This window comes from Streptomyces sp. NPDC092369 (assembly GCF_044755245.1).
GTDB lineage: Bacteria > Actinomycetota > Actinomycetes > Streptomycetales > Streptomycetaceae > Streptomyces.
Genome location: NZ_JBIVQP010000003.1, coordinates 401,836 through 417,304, shown reverse-complemented (window position 1 = coordinate 417,304; position 15,469 = coordinate 401,836). Strand labels below are relative to the sequence as shown.

10 protein-coding genes are annotated in these 15,469 nt (G+C 71.2%); 4 read left to right on the top strand and 6 right to left on the bottom strand.

Annotation, left to right across the window (positions count from 1 at the left end):
- Nucleotides 1-18: 18 nt before the first annotated feature.
- The 6 genes from ACIQI8_RS18770 to ACIQI8_RS18745 form a co-directional block, all read right to left on the bottom strand.
- On the bottom strand, nt 19-1,683 hold the full coding sequence (locus ACIQI8_RS18770; protein ID WP_402351433.1) for a M4 family metallopeptidase: 1,665 nt from the start codon (nt 1,681-1,683) through the stop codon (nt 19-21).
- Nucleotides 1,684-1,991: 308 nt separating this feature from the next.
- Nucleotides 1,992-4,043, bottom strand: coding sequence for a M4 family metallopeptidase (locus tag ACIQI8_RS18765; protein ID WP_402351430.1), 2,052 nt, complete (start codon nt 4,041-4,043; stop codon nt 1,992-1,994).
- 335 nt (nt 4,044-4,378) lie between these two features.
- The gene (locus tag ACIQI8_RS18760) at nt 4,379-6,178 is read right to left on the bottom strand and encodes an ABC transporter ATP-binding protein (RefSeq protein ID WP_402351427.1); all 1,800 of its coding nucleotides are present in this window, start codon (nt 6,176-6,178) and stop codon (nt 4,379-4,381) included.
- Nucleotides 6,175-7,959, bottom strand: a complete 1,785-nt coding sequence (locus tag ACIQI8_RS18755; protein WP_402351423.1) for an ABC transporter ATP-binding protein — start codon at nt 7,957-7,959, stop codon at nt 6,175-6,177. Before ACIQI8_RS18755 ends, ACIQI8_RS18760 begins: the two co-directional genes overlap by 4 nt.
- Before the next feature lie 25 nt (nt 7,960-7,984).
- Nucleotides 7,985-9,853, bottom strand: coding sequence for an ABC transporter ATP-binding protein (locus ACIQI8_RS18750; RefSeq protein WP_402351420.1), 1,869 nt, complete (start codon nt 9,851-9,853; stop codon nt 7,985-7,987).
- A complete protein-coding gene (locus tag ACIQI8_RS18745; protein ID WP_402351417.1) occupies nt 9,850-11,676 on the bottom strand; it encodes an ABC transporter ATP-binding protein in 1,827 nt (608 codons plus the stop codon). Before ACIQI8_RS18745 ends, ACIQI8_RS18750 begins: the two co-directional genes overlap by 4 nt.
- A 206-nt stretch (nt 11,677-11,882) precedes the next feature.
- Here ACIQI8_RS18745 and ACIQI8_RS18740 point away from each other — a divergent pair, with 206 nt between their 5' ends.
- The 4 genes from ACIQI8_RS18740 to ACIQI8_RS18725 are packed head-to-tail and all read left to right on the top strand — an operon-like array spanning nt 11,883 to nt 15,469.
- Nucleotides 11,883-12,785 carry an ATP-binding cassette domain-containing protein gene (locus tag ACIQI8_RS18740; protein ID WP_402351414.1) on the top strand — a complete coding sequence of 301 codons (903 nt, stop codon included), beginning with the start codon at nt 11,883-11,885 and terminating at the stop codon, nt 12,783-12,785.
- On the top strand, nt 12,782-13,516 hold the full coding sequence (locus ACIQI8_RS18735) for an ABC transporter permease (protein WP_402351411.1): 735 nt from the start codon (nt 12,782-12,784) through the stop codon (nt 13,514-13,516). Before ACIQI8_RS18740 ends, ACIQI8_RS18735 begins: the two co-directional genes overlap by 4 nt.
- A gap of 26 nt (nt 13,517-13,542) precedes the next feature.
- Entirely contained in the window at nt 13,543-14,811 is a 1,269-nt protein-coding gene (locus ACIQI8_RS18730; protein WP_402351409.1) for a sensor histidine kinase, read from the top strand.
- Nucleotides 14,804-15,469, top strand: a complete 666-nt coding sequence (locus ACIQI8_RS18725) for a response regulator (RefSeq protein ID WP_402351406.1) — start codon at nt 14,804-14,806, stop codon at nt 15,467-15,469. Before ACIQI8_RS18730 ends, ACIQI8_RS18725 begins: the two co-directional genes overlap by 8 nt.

Here is a 15,469-nt window from a genome sequence, read left to right as displayed (position 1 = left end):
GCGCCAACCCCCCTCGGGTCAGCTCACGTTGACGGCACTCCAGGCCGCCGCCACCGCGTTGTACTCCGTGCTGCCGGAGCCGTACAGCGCGGCCGCCGCGGAGAGCGTGCCGGTGCGGGCCGCCTTGTAGTTCGTCGTCGACGTGAAGTACGTCGTCAGCGCCTTGTACCAGATCTGCAGCGCCTTGTCCCGGCCGATGCCGGTGACCGTGGAGCCGTTCGACGTCGGCGAGTTGTAGCTGACACCGTTGATCGTCTTGGCGCCACTGCCCTCCGAGAGGAGGTAGAAGAAGTGGTTCGCGACGCCGGACGAGTAGTGGACGTCCTTGTTGCCGACGGTGGAGGACCAGGAGTCCGCCGAGCCGCCGTCCTTGCTGGGCTTGTCCATGTAGCGCAGCGGCGTGCCGTCGCCGTTGATGTTGATCTTCTCGCCGATGAGGTAGTCACCGACGTCGGAGGAGTTGCCCGCGTAGAACTCGACGCCCGTGCCGAAGATGTCGGAGGTCGCCTCGTTCAGGCCGCCGGACTCACCGCTGTAGTTGAGGCCCGCGGTGTTGGCGGTGACGCCGTGGCTCATCTCGTGACCCGCTACGTCCAGCGAGGTCAGCGGGTGGGTGTTGCCCGAGCCGTCGCCGTAGGTCATGCAGAAGCAGCTGTCGTCCCAGAACGCGTTGACGTACGAACTGCCGTAGTGCACGCGGGAGTAGGCGCCGACGCCGTTGTTCTTGATGCCGCTGCGGCCGAAGGTGGACTTGTAGAAGTCCCACGTCTCCTGCGCGCCGTAGGCGGCGTCCGCGGCGGCGGTCACGTCGGTGGTGGAGCTGGAGGCGGTGCCGGTGCCCCACGTGTTGGTGGTCTGCGAGAACAGCGTCCCGGTGCCGGACGTCCCGTGCTTCAGGTTGTACGTCTTGTGGCTGCCGCGCGAGGCGTCGGTCAGTGTGTAGGTCGAGCCCGACAGCGTGGTGGTGAGGCTGACGGTGCCCGAGTACAGCGTCTTGCCGGTGCCGGTGGCGTTCTCGATGCCCTGGTACTCGAAGAGCTTCTTGCCGGTCGACGCGTCGGTGATGACGTGCAGCTGGTTCGGGGTGCCGTCGTCCTGGAGGCCGCCGACGATCGTCTCGTAGGCGAGGACGGGGGTGCCGTCGCCGGCCCAGATGACCTTTCTGGCACCGTCGGCCGCGGTCTTGTCCGAGCCGGCGGCCTTGGCGGCGGTCAGCGCCTGCTTCTCGGCCTTGGCGGTGGTGATCTTCGGCGTGACGGAGGCCACCTTGATGGTCGCCTTGACCGCCTTGGTGACACCCTCGGCCTTGCCGGTCGGGGAGGTGTGCACCACGAGGTCGCCGCCGAGGACCGGCAGGCCCGCGTAGGTGCGCTCGTAGCGGGTGTGGACGGTGCCGTCGGCGTCCTTGACGACGTCCTTGGCGACCAGCTTCTCCTTGGCGCCGAGGCCTATCCTCTGCGCCGTCTCGGTGACGTCGGCCTGCGCCTTCTGCAGGAGCGAGGTGCGGGCGGCTGCCGTCAGCGAGGTGGGCGCGGCGGCGAGCTGAGCCTTGCCCGTGGAGTCCGCCGGGGTCTGGGCGGAGGCCGTGCCGGCGGCCAGACCGGTGCTGAGCAGGGCTCCGGCGGCGACGGCGGTGGCGATGGCGAGCGTGGTGCGCTTGTGACGCGCGTAGAGGGGGGTCACACAAGCTCCTTGTGGTGGGGGAGTCCGGCCGGCGTGGGGCGCCCGACCGGGGTTGCTGTGAGTTGTGCGGCGGTTGTGAGGAAGAGTGGCATCGGGGGCGCGTACATGTCAGGACCCCGAAGTGATGTTGGCTCAAAATCGTCTGTCGGGTGAACATTGCGGGAATGTAAACGGGCCTGACCTGGGTCAAAGGCAAGCCAGCGGTCGGTATCGGCGTGGCAAAAAGAGGACGCCGCCCCGGTGGGTCGAACCACCGGGACGGCGCCCTGACGTCGGGGCCCCTGCGGGCACCGGTCGGGCCGTGCGGCCTACGGGAAGGTGAGGCTCCAGCTGTTGATGTAGCCGGTGTCCTGCGCCGCCACGTCCTGCGCCTTCAACTTCCAGACCCCGTTGGCGACTTCGGAGGACGCGTTGACCGTGTAGGTCGCCTGCACGTTGTCCGCCGAGTCGGAGGAGCTGGAGTTCTTCAGGCGGTACGTCGTCCCGTCCGGGGCGACCAGGTCGAGCACCAGGTCACCGCGCCAGGTGTGCACGATGTCGACCGAGACCGCCAGGTTCGACGGGGCGTTGCCCGTCCGCCCGGACACGGTGATCGACGACGTGACGGCAGCCCCGTTGTCCGGAATCGACACGTCGGCTGTGTTCTCGAACGAGGTGCCGCCACCGCCGCCACCGCCCGAGCGCGCGCCGACCGCGACGGCCGCCCACGCGTCCTGCACCGCCTTGTACTCGGTGCTCGTGGTGCCGTACAGCTCACCCGCCGCCGCCAGCGTCCCGGTGCGGGCCGCCGCGTAGTTGGTGGTGGACGTGAACTTCGTGGTCAGCGCCCGGTACCAGATCTGCAGCGCCTTGTCCCGGCCGATGCCGGTGACCGGCAGGCCGTCCGAGGTCGGCGAGTCGTAGCTGACGCCGTTGATGACCTTGGCGCCGCTGCCCTCGCTCAGCAGGTAGAAGAAGTGGTTGGCGGGGCCCGAGGAGTAGTGGACGTCGATCGAGCCGATCCCCGAGTACCAACTGTCCTTGGACGCGCCGTCCTTGCTCGGCTTGTCCTGGTAACGCAGCGGGGTCCCGTTGCCGTTGATGTTGATCTTCTCGCCGATGAGGTAGTCACCGACGTCCGAGGCGTTGTTCGCGTAGAACTCGACGCCCGTGCCGAAGATGTCGGAGGTCGCCTCGTTCAGGCCGCCGGACTCACCGCTGTAGTTGAGGCCCGCGGTGTTGGAGGTGACGCCGTGGCTCATCTCGTGCCCGGCCACGTCCAGCGAGGTCAGCGGACGGGCGTTGCCGGAACCGTCGCCGTAGGTCATGCAGAAGCAGCTGTCGTCCCAGAACGCGTTGACGTACGCGTTGCCGTAGTGGACGCGGGAGTAGGCACCGACGCCGTTGTTCTTGATGCCGCTGCGACCGAAGGTGTTCTTGTAGAAGTCCCAGGTCTCCGCTGCCCCGTAGTGCGCGTCGGCGCCCGCGGTCGCGGTGTTCGACGTGGTGCCGTTGCCCCAGGTGTCCGTGGTCTGGGAGAACAGCGTGCCGGTGCCGGACGTGCCCCGGTTGAGGTTGTACGTCTTGTGGCCGCCGCGCGCGCCGTCGGTCAGCGTGTAGTTCGACCCGGACTGGGTCGTGGTCAGCGTGACCGTGCCGCTGTACTGCGTGTTGCCGGTGCCGTTCTTGATGGCCTGGTACTCGAAGAGCTTCTTGCCGGTGGCCGCGTCGGTGATGACGTGCAGCTGGTTCGGCGTGCCGTCCTCCTGGAGACCGCCGACGACCGTCTCGTACGCCAGGACCGGCTTGCCGCTCGCCGCCCAGATCACCTTGCGCGGTGCCGCGTCGGCGCTCGCCTTGGTTCCGCCCAGCGCCTTGGCGCGGGAGACGGCCTGCTGCTCGGCGGCGGCCTTGGTGATGTCCGGGGTGACGTCGGCGACCTTGATGGTCGCGTTCGTCGCCTTGATGACGCGCTGGGTGGCACCCGACTTGGCGGTGTCGACGACAAGGTCGCCGCCGAGCACCGGCAGGCCCGCGTACGTGCGCTCGTAGCGGGTGTGCAGGGTGCCGTCGGCGTCCTTGACGACGTCACGCGGGACGAGCGTCTCCTTGGCGCCGAGACCGATGTCCTTGGCGGTCGCCGCACCGGCCGTGTCGGCCGCGCGTATCAACTCCGCGCGCTGGGAGGGGCTGAGCTTGACGGCCGCGTGGGCCTTGGACGCGGCGGGCGCCGCGGCCGGGGCCGCGGAGGCGGCGCCCGACTGGACGGCCGCGGCGAGCAGGGCGGTCACGCCGGCCAGGGCGACGGCGGCGACGCGACGGTGCGCCGTGGGGCGCTGTGCTGTGTGGGAGGTGCGTCTGCGAGAGGAACTGCTTCTCAACACTGACTCCTTCTGCGTGGCCGCGGGTCGCACGGCCAGGGGAGATCCGGACGATGGGTCGACCGTCCGGGCAGAACTGGGCCAAACGCGGAACCAGGTGCAGGCGGCCGCCGACGAGACGGCACTGGTTCGTGCTGTCTGTGGGGTTGCTGTGCAGCGGCCGTGGGGAAGCGTGCCAGGGGAGTGCGGTTTCTGTCAGGGGCGCGTCAGAAGGTTGGCCGGAAATCGTCCGTTGTTCGGTAGTTCATGTTCGTTATACGGAGCCGTTGTTCGGTCGGTCCCGCCAGTCGCCATCCGCTGACCGGCGAGTCAGTGCCGGCCGGTCCCGGGAGTCGCTATCCGCTGACCGGCGAGTCAGTGCCGGTCGGCCGCACGGACCCGCCGCCAGGGCCGATGCCGCCGTGCCAGGTCCGCCACAGCGCCGCGTACGCCCCGTCTCCCGTCACCAGCTCCTCGTGCGTGCCGAGTTCGGTCAGCAGGCCGTCCTCCATCACCGCCACCCGGTCCGCGTCGTGCGCGGTGTGCAGCCGGTGCGCGATCGCGATGACGGTACGGCCCTCGAGTACGGCGGCCAGGGCGCGCTCGGTGTGCCGGGCCGTGGTCGGATCCAGCAACGCCGTCGCCTCGTCGAGGATCAGGGTGTGCGGATCGGCCAGGACCACACGGGCCAGGGCGAGTTGCTGCGCCTGTGAGCCGTCCGTACGCCAACCTCCCTCGCCCAGCACGGTGTTGAGCCCGTCGGGCAGCTCCCGCACCCAGTCGTCGGCGCCGACCGCCGCGAGGGCCGCCCACAACTCCTCATCCGTGGCGGCCGGTTCGGCGATCAGCAGGTTGTCCCGGACCGTGCCGAGGAACACGTGGTGCTCCTGGGTGACCAGGACGACCTGGCGGCGCAGCTGCTCCGGGTCCAGCCCGACGACCGGCACCCCGCCCACCGTCACCGTGCCCTCGGTCGGCGCCTCGACGCCCGCCAGCAGCCGGCTCAGCGTGGTCTTCCCGGCACCGGACGGCCCGACCACCGCCAGTCGCTCACCAGGGCGCACGGTCAGATCGACCCCGCGCAGCACCTCGCCGCCGCGCTCGTAGGCGTACCGCACCCCCGTCACGTCGATCCGGTCGCCGGACGGGGCCGGGGAGTCGGCCGGCACCGCGCGCGGAGCCCGTGCCAGGCCCTCCACGCGGGCGAACGAGGCGCCGCCGCTCTGCAGTTGCTCGATCCGCATCAGGATCTCGTCGAGCGGGTTGCTCAGCCGTTGCAGATACAGGGCCGCCGTCACCACCGCGCCCAGGCTCAGCGTGCCCTGTCCGTGCAGCACCCCGCCGACCAGCAGGACCGTGGTCACCGGGATCAGATAGGAGACGTCCACCGACGGGAAGAACACCGAGCGCAGGAACAGCGTGTACATCCGGGTGCGCCGGGAGACCTCCAGCGCGTCCCGGCTCGCCGCGATCCGGCGCTTCTCCAGCCGCAGCGCCTCGACCGTGCGCGCCCCGGACGCGGTGGCCGCGAGGATCTCGGCGACGTCCGAGGTGGCCGCGCCCTCGGCGAGGTAGCCGTCGCGGGCGCGGCGCAGATACCAGCGCAGGGCGAGCCAGGTGCCGGCCAGGCCGAGCAGCCCGCAGACCCCGAGCAGCGGGTCGATCACGACGACCGCGCCGATCAGGAACAGCACCTGCACGCCGTTGATGAGCAGTTCGGGTCCCGCGTCACGCAGCGTGGTGCCGACCGTCGCCACGTCCGCCGTGCCGCGCGCCGTCAGGTCCCCGGTGCCGGCCCGTTCCACGACCGCCGCGGGCAGTGCGAGCGCGCGGTCGACGAACTCCTCGCGGACGCGGGCGAGGACGCGCTCGCCGAAGCGGTGTCCTGCATAGCGTGCCCAGCGGGCCAGCAGGAGTTGGGCGACGGCACAGAGCAGGATCCACACGGCCAGGCGGTCCACAGCGCGTACTCCGTCGCCGGCGCGGACGTCGTCGACGATGCGGCCGACCAGCCAGGGGCCGACGAGGCCGGCGGCTGCGGCCAGGGCGTTCAGGGCGAGGACGGCGGCGAATGCCTTGGTGTCGCCGCGGATCAGGCGGGTGATGGCTCGGCGTACGTCTTTCCGCTCGGCTACGGGGAGTTGAGCTGTTGTCATCCCACGGTCTCCTCGGCGTCGGCGTCCCGCGCGACGAGGGCTCGGTAGCCCGGGTCTTCGGCCAGGAGTGTGTGGTGGGTTCCGGCGGCCGCGACCTTGCCGTCCACCAGGTAGTAGACCGTGTCTGCGTGGTCCAGCACGAGGGGGGAGGTGGTGGTGACCACGGTCGTGCGGCCTTGTCTGTCCTGTTTGAGACGTTCGGCCACGCGTGCCTCTGTGTGGGCGTCCAGGGCGGACGTCGGTTCCACGGCGAGCAGGATCTCGGGGTTGGCCAGCAGCGCCCGTGCGAGTCGGATGCGTTGGCGTTGGCCGCCGGAGAGGTTGGTGGCCTGGGCGTTTATGTGGGAGTCGAGGCCGTCGGGGAGGGCGTGGAGGATGTCGTCGGCTACCGCTGTGTGGATGGCCTGCATGATGTGCGCCGTAGGGAGTGCCACAGATTGTTCGTCGGCGGGTGCGGGTGCTCCGTGGTTGCTCGCGCAGTTCCCCGCGCCCCTTGGGGGCGTGCCCGCACCGGTGATCAAGTCGTGCAGTTGGCCTGTGAACAGGGTGGAGTCGTGGTCCGCCACCAGGATGTGTTGTCTGACCTGGGGGAGGGCGATCTGGTCGAGGGGGATGTCGCCCCAGGTTGCCCTGGATGGGGCGTATCGGCCCAGGCGATCAATCACTGCCGTCGCATCCGCCGGGCGGGCGCCCGCCAGGGCCGTGAAGTGGCCCGGGCGGATGCGGACGCCGGACTCCGGGTCATGGAGAGTCGACGGTTCTGCGGGGGCGTCCCGGGTGCCGGTGTCCTCCAGGGGGTCCAGGCGCAGGAAGCGGACCACTCGGCGGGCCGAGACCAGGCCGCGGCTGATCTGGTAGCCGCACTCCACCCAGAAACCCACCGGCGCGACCAGCACGGCCACATAGCCGTACACCGACACCAACTCGCCGATGCTGATGTCCCCTTGGGCGGCGAGGCGGGCCGCCAGCCAGGTCACCACGGCGAGGAAGAGGGTGGGGAGGCCGACGCCGAGTGCCTGGACCCAGCTGGTCACCGCGCCGACGCGGTAGCCCTGGCGGCGCAGGTGCTGGGAGTCGTTGCGGAAGGCGTCCGCGAACAGGCCCTTGCCGCCGAGGCCGTTGAGGACGCGCAGGCCGCCGGCGAGGTCGGCGATCCGGGCCGTCAGGACGCCCTGCCGGTCCCGGTACTCGGTCTCCGCGCCCTGCAGGCGGGTGAGCAACGGGCCGACGACCAGGACGATCAGCGGGATGCCGAGCAGCACGACCGCGGCGATCAAAGTCGAGACGGACAGCAGGAGTCCGGCGACCGCCAGATAGGCGACGACCGCGCCGACGCCCGGCCCGACGACCGTCAGCGACATGCTGATCGTCTGGACGTCGCCCACGCCGATCGTGACGACCTCCCCGGCGCCCACCCGGCGGGGCAGCGCGGCGCCGAGGCGGACCGCCTGGTCGACGACCACCTTCACCGTGCGGAAGTTGGCGTCCATCCGCACCCGCGTCATCGTGCGATGCCGCATCAGGCCCAGCCAGGCGTTGAACGCCCCGACCCCGAAGAGGGCCGCCGTCCAGCCCGCCAGCGCCGGATAGTCACCCGGCACCAGCCCCTCGTCGATCGCCCGGGACAGCAGGTACGGCGTGGCCGCGAGCAGCATCATCCACGCACTGCCCAGCAGGGCCCCGGCGACCGACCGTCCCGGCTGACATCGCACCAGCCACCACAGGAAGCGGCCACCGCCCCGGCGGTCGGGTTCGCCCGGATCCTCGTACGCGTCGATCATCCGTTCCCGGCCCCTTCGACCACTGTCACGCGAGACTGTCCCGCCACGCCCGGTGCAGGTCCGCGAACCGGCCCGTGCCCGCGATGAGTTCGGCCGGCGTGCCGTCCTCGACGATCCGGCCGTGCTCCATGACCAGGACGCGGTCGGCGATCTCCACGGTCGACAGGCGGTGTGCGATGACGACGGCCGTACGGCCCTGAAGGACCGTCGACATCGCGCGCTGCACGGCCCGTTCGCCCGGGACGTCGAGGGAACTGGTCGCCTCGTCCAGGATCAGGACGGCCGGGTCGGCCAGCAACGCCCGCGCGAAGGCGACGAGTTGACGCTGGCCGGCGGAGATGCGGCCGCCTCTCTTGCGCACGTCCGTGTCATAGCCGTCGGGCAGCGCCTCGATGAAGTCGTGCGCGCCGATCGCCTTCGCGGCCCGCTCGATCTGTTCGCGGCTCGCGTCGGGGCGGCCGATGGCGATGTTCTCGGCGACGGTGCCGGAGAACAGGAACGCCTCCTGCGTCACCATCACCACCCCGCGCCGCAGTTCGGGCACGGACAGCTCGCGCAGGTCGACGCCGTCCAGCAGGACCTGCCCCGCGGAGGGGTCGTAGAAGCGGGCGAGCAGCTTGGCCAGGGTGGACTTGCCGGCGCCGGTGGTGCCGACGACGGCGACCGTCTGCCCGGCCGGGAGGGTCAGGTCGAAGGTCGGCAGGACCTCGCCGCCGGTGCGGTAGCCGAAGCGGACGCCGTCGAAGACGACCTCGCGGCCCGGGTGTTCGCTCTCCAGGGCCGGCAGTTCGACGGGCGAGGCGGGTTCCGGCACGGACGGCGTCTGCGCGAGCAGCCCGGCGATCTTCTCCAGGGAGGCCGCCGCCGACTGGTAGGAGTTGAGGAACATGCCGAGCCGGTCGATCGGGTCGTACAGGCGGCGCAGGTACAGCACCGCGGCGGCCAGCACGCCCAGTTCGAGGGAGCCGCTCGCCACTCGGTAGGCGCCCCACAGGACGATGCCCGCGACCGCCGTGTTGGCGACCAGGCGGGAGCCGACGACGTAACGGGCCATCTCCAGGAGCGCGTCGCCGTTCGAGCGCTCGTGGCGGCGGTTCAGCACCCGGAAGTCGGTGTCGTTGGCGGCCTCGCGGCGGAAGGCGCGCACCGGCCGGATGCCGTTCATCGTCTCGACGAACTTGACGATCACGGCCGCGATCGCGGTGGACCGCAGCCGGTACACACGGACCGCGCGCCGCTGGTAGACGCGGACCAGGAGGTACAGCGGCACGAAGGACGCCACCGCGAGCGCGCCCACACCGAGATCCAGCCACAGCAGCATCGCCGAGATGTAGACGAAGGACAGGATGACCGTGATCAGTTCCTGCAGACCCTCGTTCAGCAGTTCCCGCAGGGACTCGACATCGGTGGTGGAGCGGGAGATCAGCCGGCCCGAGGTGTAGCGCTCGTGGAAGTCGATGCTGAGCGCCTGCGCGTGCCGGAAGATGCGGCCGCGCAGGTCCAGCAGCACGTCCTGGTTGACGCGGGCCGAGGCGATGATGAACGCGTACTGCAGTGCGCCGGAGACCAGCGCGCACAGCAGATAGGCCACGGCCACCGCGATCAGCGGTCCGTGGTCGCTGCGGCGGAACGCCGGCACCGCGCTGTCGATCGCGTACGCCACCAGCAGCGGGCCCGCCTGGACGGCCGCCTGCTGGAGGAGCAGCAGGAGGCTGGTGAAGGCGACGCGGGCCTTCATGGGGGCGAGCAGGGACCGCAGCAGGGTCGAGGTGGCGCCCGGCGGAGTGGGCAGGATGTCGCGGTCGAAGGGGTCGGTGACCTTGGAGTCCCCGGGGCTGGGCAGATCGGGTTCGTCGTCCGCTGCCGGGACGGAGGAGGTGGTCGGGGCCGTCATCGGTCGTCCTCCGCTTCGTCGGTCCCGGACATGAGGTGGGCGTACTCGGCGTTCGTGCGCAGCAGTTCCTGATGCGTGCCGACCGCGGTGATCCGGCCGCCGGAGAGCAGGGCGACCCGGTCGGCGAGCAGGACCGTGGAGGGGCGGTGGGCCACGATGAGCGCGGTGGTGTCCGCGAGGACCTCCCGCAGCGCGGCCTCGACGGCGGCTTCGGTGTGCACGTCCAGCGCGGACAGCGGGTCGTCCAGGACCAGGAACCCGGGTCTGCCCACCACCGCCCGCGCCAGCGCGAGCCGTTGCCGCTGCCCGCCCGACAGGCTCAGGCCCTGCTCGCCGACCTGCGTGTCGGTGCCCTGCGGAAGCGCGTGCGCGAAGTCGGCCTGGGCGACGGAGAGCGCGCGGTTCAGCTCGGCCGCGCCCGCCTCGTCGTCGGCGCCCATGAGCACGTTCTCCCCGACGCTCGCCGAGAACAGCGTCGGCTCCTCGAAGGCGACGGCGACCCGGGAGCGCAGCTCCTCGCGGGACATGGCGGTGATGTCCTCGCCGTCCAGGGTGATGTGTCCCTCGGTCACCTCGTGCAGCCGCGGCACGAGCGCGGTCAGTGTCGTCTTGCCGCTGCCCGTGGACCCGACCAGCGCCATCGATTCGCCGGGACGGATGTGCAGGTCTATCCGGTCCAGCACGGGCGCGGACCCGGGCTCGGCGTCGGGGTATCGAAACCGGACCCCACGGAAGCGGATGCCCCGCTCGCGCTCGCTCCTCGTCTGCGGGGCAGCGGCCGAGGCACTCGACTCGTCCTGCTGTTCCTGCTGTTCGGGGCGCTCGTCCATCACCTCGAAGTACCGCTCCGTGGCCGTCGCCGCCTCCTGGCTCATCGCCAGCAGGAAGCCGATGGAGTCCACCGGCCAGCGCAGGGCGAGGGCCGTCGAGAGGAAGGCGACCAGGGTGCCCGCCGACAGGTCGCCGTCGGCGACCTGGACGGTGCCCAGGACCAGGGCCGCGCCGATCGCCATCTCGGGCAGCGTCACGATGACGCCCCAGATGGCGGCCAGCAGCCGCGCCTTGCTCAGTTCGGTGCCGCGCAGGGTGTGCGACAGCTTCCGGAACGCCAGGGCCTGGCTGCGGTGCCGGCCGAACCCCTTGATGATGCGGATGCCGAGCACGCTCTCCTCGACGACCGTCGTCAGATCGCCGACCTGGTCCTGCGCGCGCCGTGCCACCAGCGCGTACCGCTTCTCGAAGACCACGCACGTGACGATCACCGGGATCGCCGGACCCAGGATCACCAGTCCCAGCGTCCAGTCCTGGAGCAGCATGATGATCACGCCGACCAGGATCGTCACCCCGTTGACCAGCAGGAAGGTCAGCGGGAAGGCGAGGAACATGCGCAGCAGCATCAGGTCGGTGGTGCCGCGGGACAGCAACTGGCCCGAGGCCCACCGGTCGTGGAAGGCGACCGGCAGCCGCTGCAGATGCCCGTACAGATCCGCCCGCATCTCCGCCTCGACGTGCGACAGCGGTCTGGCCACCATCCACCGCCGCAGCCCGAACAGCAGCGCCTCCGCCAAGCCGAGCAGCAGCAGATACAGCGCGCCGAGCCACACCCCGGCCGGATCCCGGTCGGCGACCGGCCCGTCGACCATCCACTTCAGCACCAGCGGGATCACGAGCCCCGTACAGGAGGCCAGCACGGCGACGAACGCGGCGGTGAACAGCCGCACCCGCACGGGCCGGACGTAGGGCCAAAGCCGCAGCAGCGTGCGCACGGTGGACCGCTCCCCGGTCGCCGTGCCTTCCTCGGTGGTCGAACGTGTAGTGGCCATCGTCAGTGAGCCTACGGATCGGCACTGACAACGCCCAGCGAGTTTTGGCCGGACCCTGATCGGCCGCTGGACCTACGACCTGCGCGTTCGAGGAGTCGTACCGGAGCCGTCGGGGACGGGGGAGGCCGGCATCAACCGATCGGCTGATGTCCCTTCGAGCGCGACGGCCGATGTGGCGGATGCCCGCTCCCCGGGACGCTGAAGCCATGTCCGTCATCGAAGTCACCGAACTGCGCAAGTCCTACGGGGGCCGGCCCGTCGTCGACGGCGTCTCCTTCGCCGTCGAGGAGGGCGAGATCTTCGGGATCCTCGGCCCCAACGGCGCCGGCAAGACCACCACTGTCGAGTGCGTCGAGGGACTGCGCGTCCCCGACGCGGGCCGCGTCCGCGTCACCGGCCTCGACCCGGTCGCCGACCACGAGCGGGTCGCCCGCGTCCTCGGCGCCCAGCTCCAGGAGAGCGAGCTCCAGGCCAAACTCACCGTCCGCGAGGCCCTGGAGCTGTACGCCTCCTTCTACCCGAGCCCGCTGGACTGGGGCCCGCTCGCCGAACGGCTCGGCCTGACCGCGAAGCTCACCACCCGCTTCGCGAAGCTCTCCGGCGGCCAGAAGCAGCGCCTGTTCATCGCGCTCGCGCTCATCGGCAACCCCCGGATCGTGGTCCTGGACGAACTGACCACCGGCCTGGACCCGCGGGCCCGCCGTGACACCTGGCAGCTCATCGAGGACGTGCGCGCGGGCGGGGTCACCGTCCTGCTCGTCACGCACTTCATGGAGGAGGCCCAGCGCCTGTGCGACCGGATCGCCGTGATCGACCAGGGGCGGGTGGCCGCCCTGGACACCCCCGACGGACTGATCCGGCGCTCGGCCGGCTCCACCGTCATCAGCTTCACGCCCTCCGCGCCGCTGGACGAGGGTGACCTGAACGCGCTGCCCGCGCTCGTGTCGGTCGAGTACAAGGACAGCCGGATCACGCTCTCCGGCACCGACGAGACCGTGAACGCGGTCATCACCCTGCTCGCCCGCCGGCACATCACCGCCCGCCAACTCCGCGTGTCCGACGCCACATTGGACGACGCCTTCCTGGACCTGACGGAGGTCTCCGCATGAACACCGCCGTCCTGCGCACCGAGGTGCGCCTCTTCCGCCGTGAGCCGGGCGCCCTCTTCTGGATCCTGTTCTTCCCGACCCTCCTCCTGGTGATCCTGGGTTCCATCCCGTCCTTCCGCCACCACCAGGCGGACCTGGGCGGCCTGCGCACGGTCGACGTGTACGTCCCGGTCGCCGTCCTCCTGGGCATGATCGTCGGCGCGCTCCAGTCGATGCCGCAGAACCTCACCGGCTACCGCGAGCGCGGCATCCTGCGCCGCATGTCCGCCACCCCGGTCCGCCCGTCCGCGCTGCTGGCCGCGCAGATGGTGGTCTACGGCGGTGCGGCCCTGGTCTCCGCCCTGTGCGCGCTGCTCGTCGGCCGGCTCGCCTTCGACGTACGGCTGCCCCAGCAGGCCCCCGGCTACCTGCTCGCCCTGGTCCTCGCGATCCTGGCCGCGCTCGCGCTGGGCGCGGTGGTCTCGGCGCTGTCCCGCACGACGAAGATCGCGGGGGCCATCGGGTCGGCGGTGTTCTTCCCGATGATGTTCTGCGCGGGCGTGTGGATCCCGGTGCAGGCCATGCCGGACACCCTCGCCCGGACCGTCGGCTGCACGCCCTTCGGCGCCGCGGCCGAGGCCCTGAACCGGGCGGCGGCGGGCAGCTGGCCGGGCTGGACGCACCTGGCCGTGCTGGTCGCCTGGACCGTGCTCCTGACGGCCGGCGCCGCGCGCTGGTTCCGCTGGGAGTAGGGGAGGCTGCCGTGCAGACTGGGGAGATGACCACGAAGGACCGGCAGATCGAGCAGCGCTGGGAGCAGCTGCACACCTGGGGGCCCTACGGTCTGCTCGGGATCAGTGTCGTCCTCGCGCTCGCCTCCTCCGGTCTGTTCGACTACACGGCCGCCGAGTGGTACACCGGCTGGGCCCTGGTCGGTGCCGCGGTCGTCCTCCAGCTGTGGTGGCACGGCACCCGCTCCCGGCGGCCAGGACGCGGCCGGATCCCGTCCCGGGCCGGGACCGCGTACTACGCGGTCCGCTGGGCCCTCGCCTTCGCCCTCGCCTGGATCGACCCGTTCTTCGCGTTCTACGCCGCCGCCGGCTACATGGACGCCGACGAGCTGATCCCGGGTGTGGTGGGGCAGCGGCTGGGACTGCTCGCCAGCGCGGTCACCGTGGCCGGCGCGCAGTCCGGCGGGCTGCCGCTGGGGAGCGCGGTCCAGTGGATCCTCTTCGGGGCGCTCGTGGCCGCCAACTCCGGCCTGCAGATGGCGGTCGCCCATCTCCAGGAGCAGGAGACCCGGCGTTCCCACGAGCGCGGCGAGACCATCACCGAACTCGAACGCGCCAACACCGCCCTGCAGCAGGCCCTCGACGAGAACGCCGCGCTGCACGCCCAACTCCTGCTCCAGGCAAGGGAGGCCGGGGTCGCCGACGAGCGCCGCCGGCTGGCCGCCGAGATCCACGACACCATCGCCCAGGGCCTGACCGGCATCATCGCGCAGCTCCAGGTCGTCGCGAACGCGCCCGATCTGGCGACCGCCCGTACGCATCTCGACCGCGCTTCCACCCTCGCCCGGCACAGCCTCGGCGAGGCCCGCCGCTCCGTGCAGAACCTCGCGCCCATGGCGCTGGAGAACGACGGTCTGCCCGAGGCGCTGAAGAACACGGTCGCCGAGTGGGGCGAACGCACCGGCGTCCGCGCCGAGTTCACCGTCACGGGCACCGCCGAGCACCTCCACGACGAGGTCTCGGCGACCCTTCTGCGCATCGCCCAGGAGGCGCTGTCGAACGCCGCCCGGCACGCGCACGCCTCCCGCGTCGGCGTGACCCTCACCTTCCTGGGCTACGAGGTGATCCTCGACATCCGCGACGACGGCCGGGGCTTCGACGCGCTCGCCCTGCCCGAACGCACCCGCACCGGCGGCTTCGGCCTCGACGGCATGCGGGCCCGCGCCGAACGCATCGCCGGCACGCTCACGATCGAGACCGAGCCGGGGCACGGCACGGCCCTGTCGGCTCGCGTACCGTTGGTCCGCCATGAGTGACGAACCCCTGATCTCCCCTGCCGAGCCCCTGATCTCCGTACTGATCGTCGACGACCATCCCGTCGTACGCGACGGTCTGCGCGGCATGTTCGAGTCCGCGCCCGGCTTCCGCGTCCTCGGGGAGGCCGCCGACGGGGTCGAGGCCGTGGAGCGGGCTGCCGCCCTCGACCCGGACGTGATCCTGATGGACCTGCGCATGCCGGGCGGCGCGGGCGTCGACGCCATCCGCGAGCTGACCCGCCGCGCGGCCCGCGCGAAGGTGCTCGTCCTGACGACGTACGACACCGACTCCGACACCCTGCCCGCGATCGAGGCGGGCGCGACGGGCTACCTCCTCAAGGACGCCCCGCGCGACGAACTCTTCACCGCCGTCCGCGCGGCGGCCGCAGGCCGTACGGTGCTGTCGCCCGCCGTCGCCTCCCGCCTGGTCTCCGCGGTCCGCACCCCCAAGGCCCCTGGCAACGAGCCCCTCTCCACCCGTGAACGCGAGGTCCTGGCCCTGGTCGCCAAGGGCACCTCCAACCGCGAGATCGCCCGTGAGCTCTTCATCAGCGAGGCGACCGTGAAGACCCATCTCACCCACCTGTACGGCAAGTTGGGCGTGAACGACCGCGCGGCGGCGGTGGCGACGGCGTACGAGCGAGGGATTCTCGGCTAG

Bases quoted from the DNA above. Each gene is read 5' to 3' on its own strand.
- ACIQI8_RS18760 (WP_402351427.1), bottom strand. From the start codon at position 6,178: ATGACAACAGCTCAACTCCCCGTAGCCGAGCGGAAAGACGTACGCCGA.
- ACIQI8_RS18755 (WP_402351423.1), bottom strand. From the start codon at position 7,959: ATGATCGACGCGTACGAGGATCCGGGCGAACCCGACCGCCGGGGCGGT.
- ACIQI8_RS18750 (WP_402351420.1), bottom strand. From the start codon at position 9,853: ATGACGGCCCCGACCACCTCCTCCGTCCCGGCAGCGGACGACGAACCC.
- ACIQI8_RS18745 (WP_402351417.1), bottom strand. From the start codon at position 11,676: ATGGCCACTACACGTTCGACCACCGAGGAAGGCACGGCGACCGGGGAG.
- ACIQI8_RS18740 (WP_402351414.1), top strand. From the start codon at position 11,883: ATGTCCGTCATCGAAGTCACCGAACTGCGCAAGTCCTACGGGGGCCGG.
- ACIQI8_RS18735 (WP_402351411.1), top strand. From the start codon at position 12,782: ATGAACACCGCCGTCCTGCGCACCGAGGTGCGCCTCTTCCGCCGTGAG.
- ACIQI8_RS18730 (WP_402351409.1), top strand. From the start codon at position 13,543: ATGACCACGAAGGACCGGCAGATCGAGCAGCGCTGGGAGCAGCTGCAC.
- ACIQI8_RS18725 (WP_402351406.1), top strand. From the start codon at position 14,804: ATGAGTGACGAACCCCTGATCTCCCCTGCCGAGCCCCTGATCTCCGTA.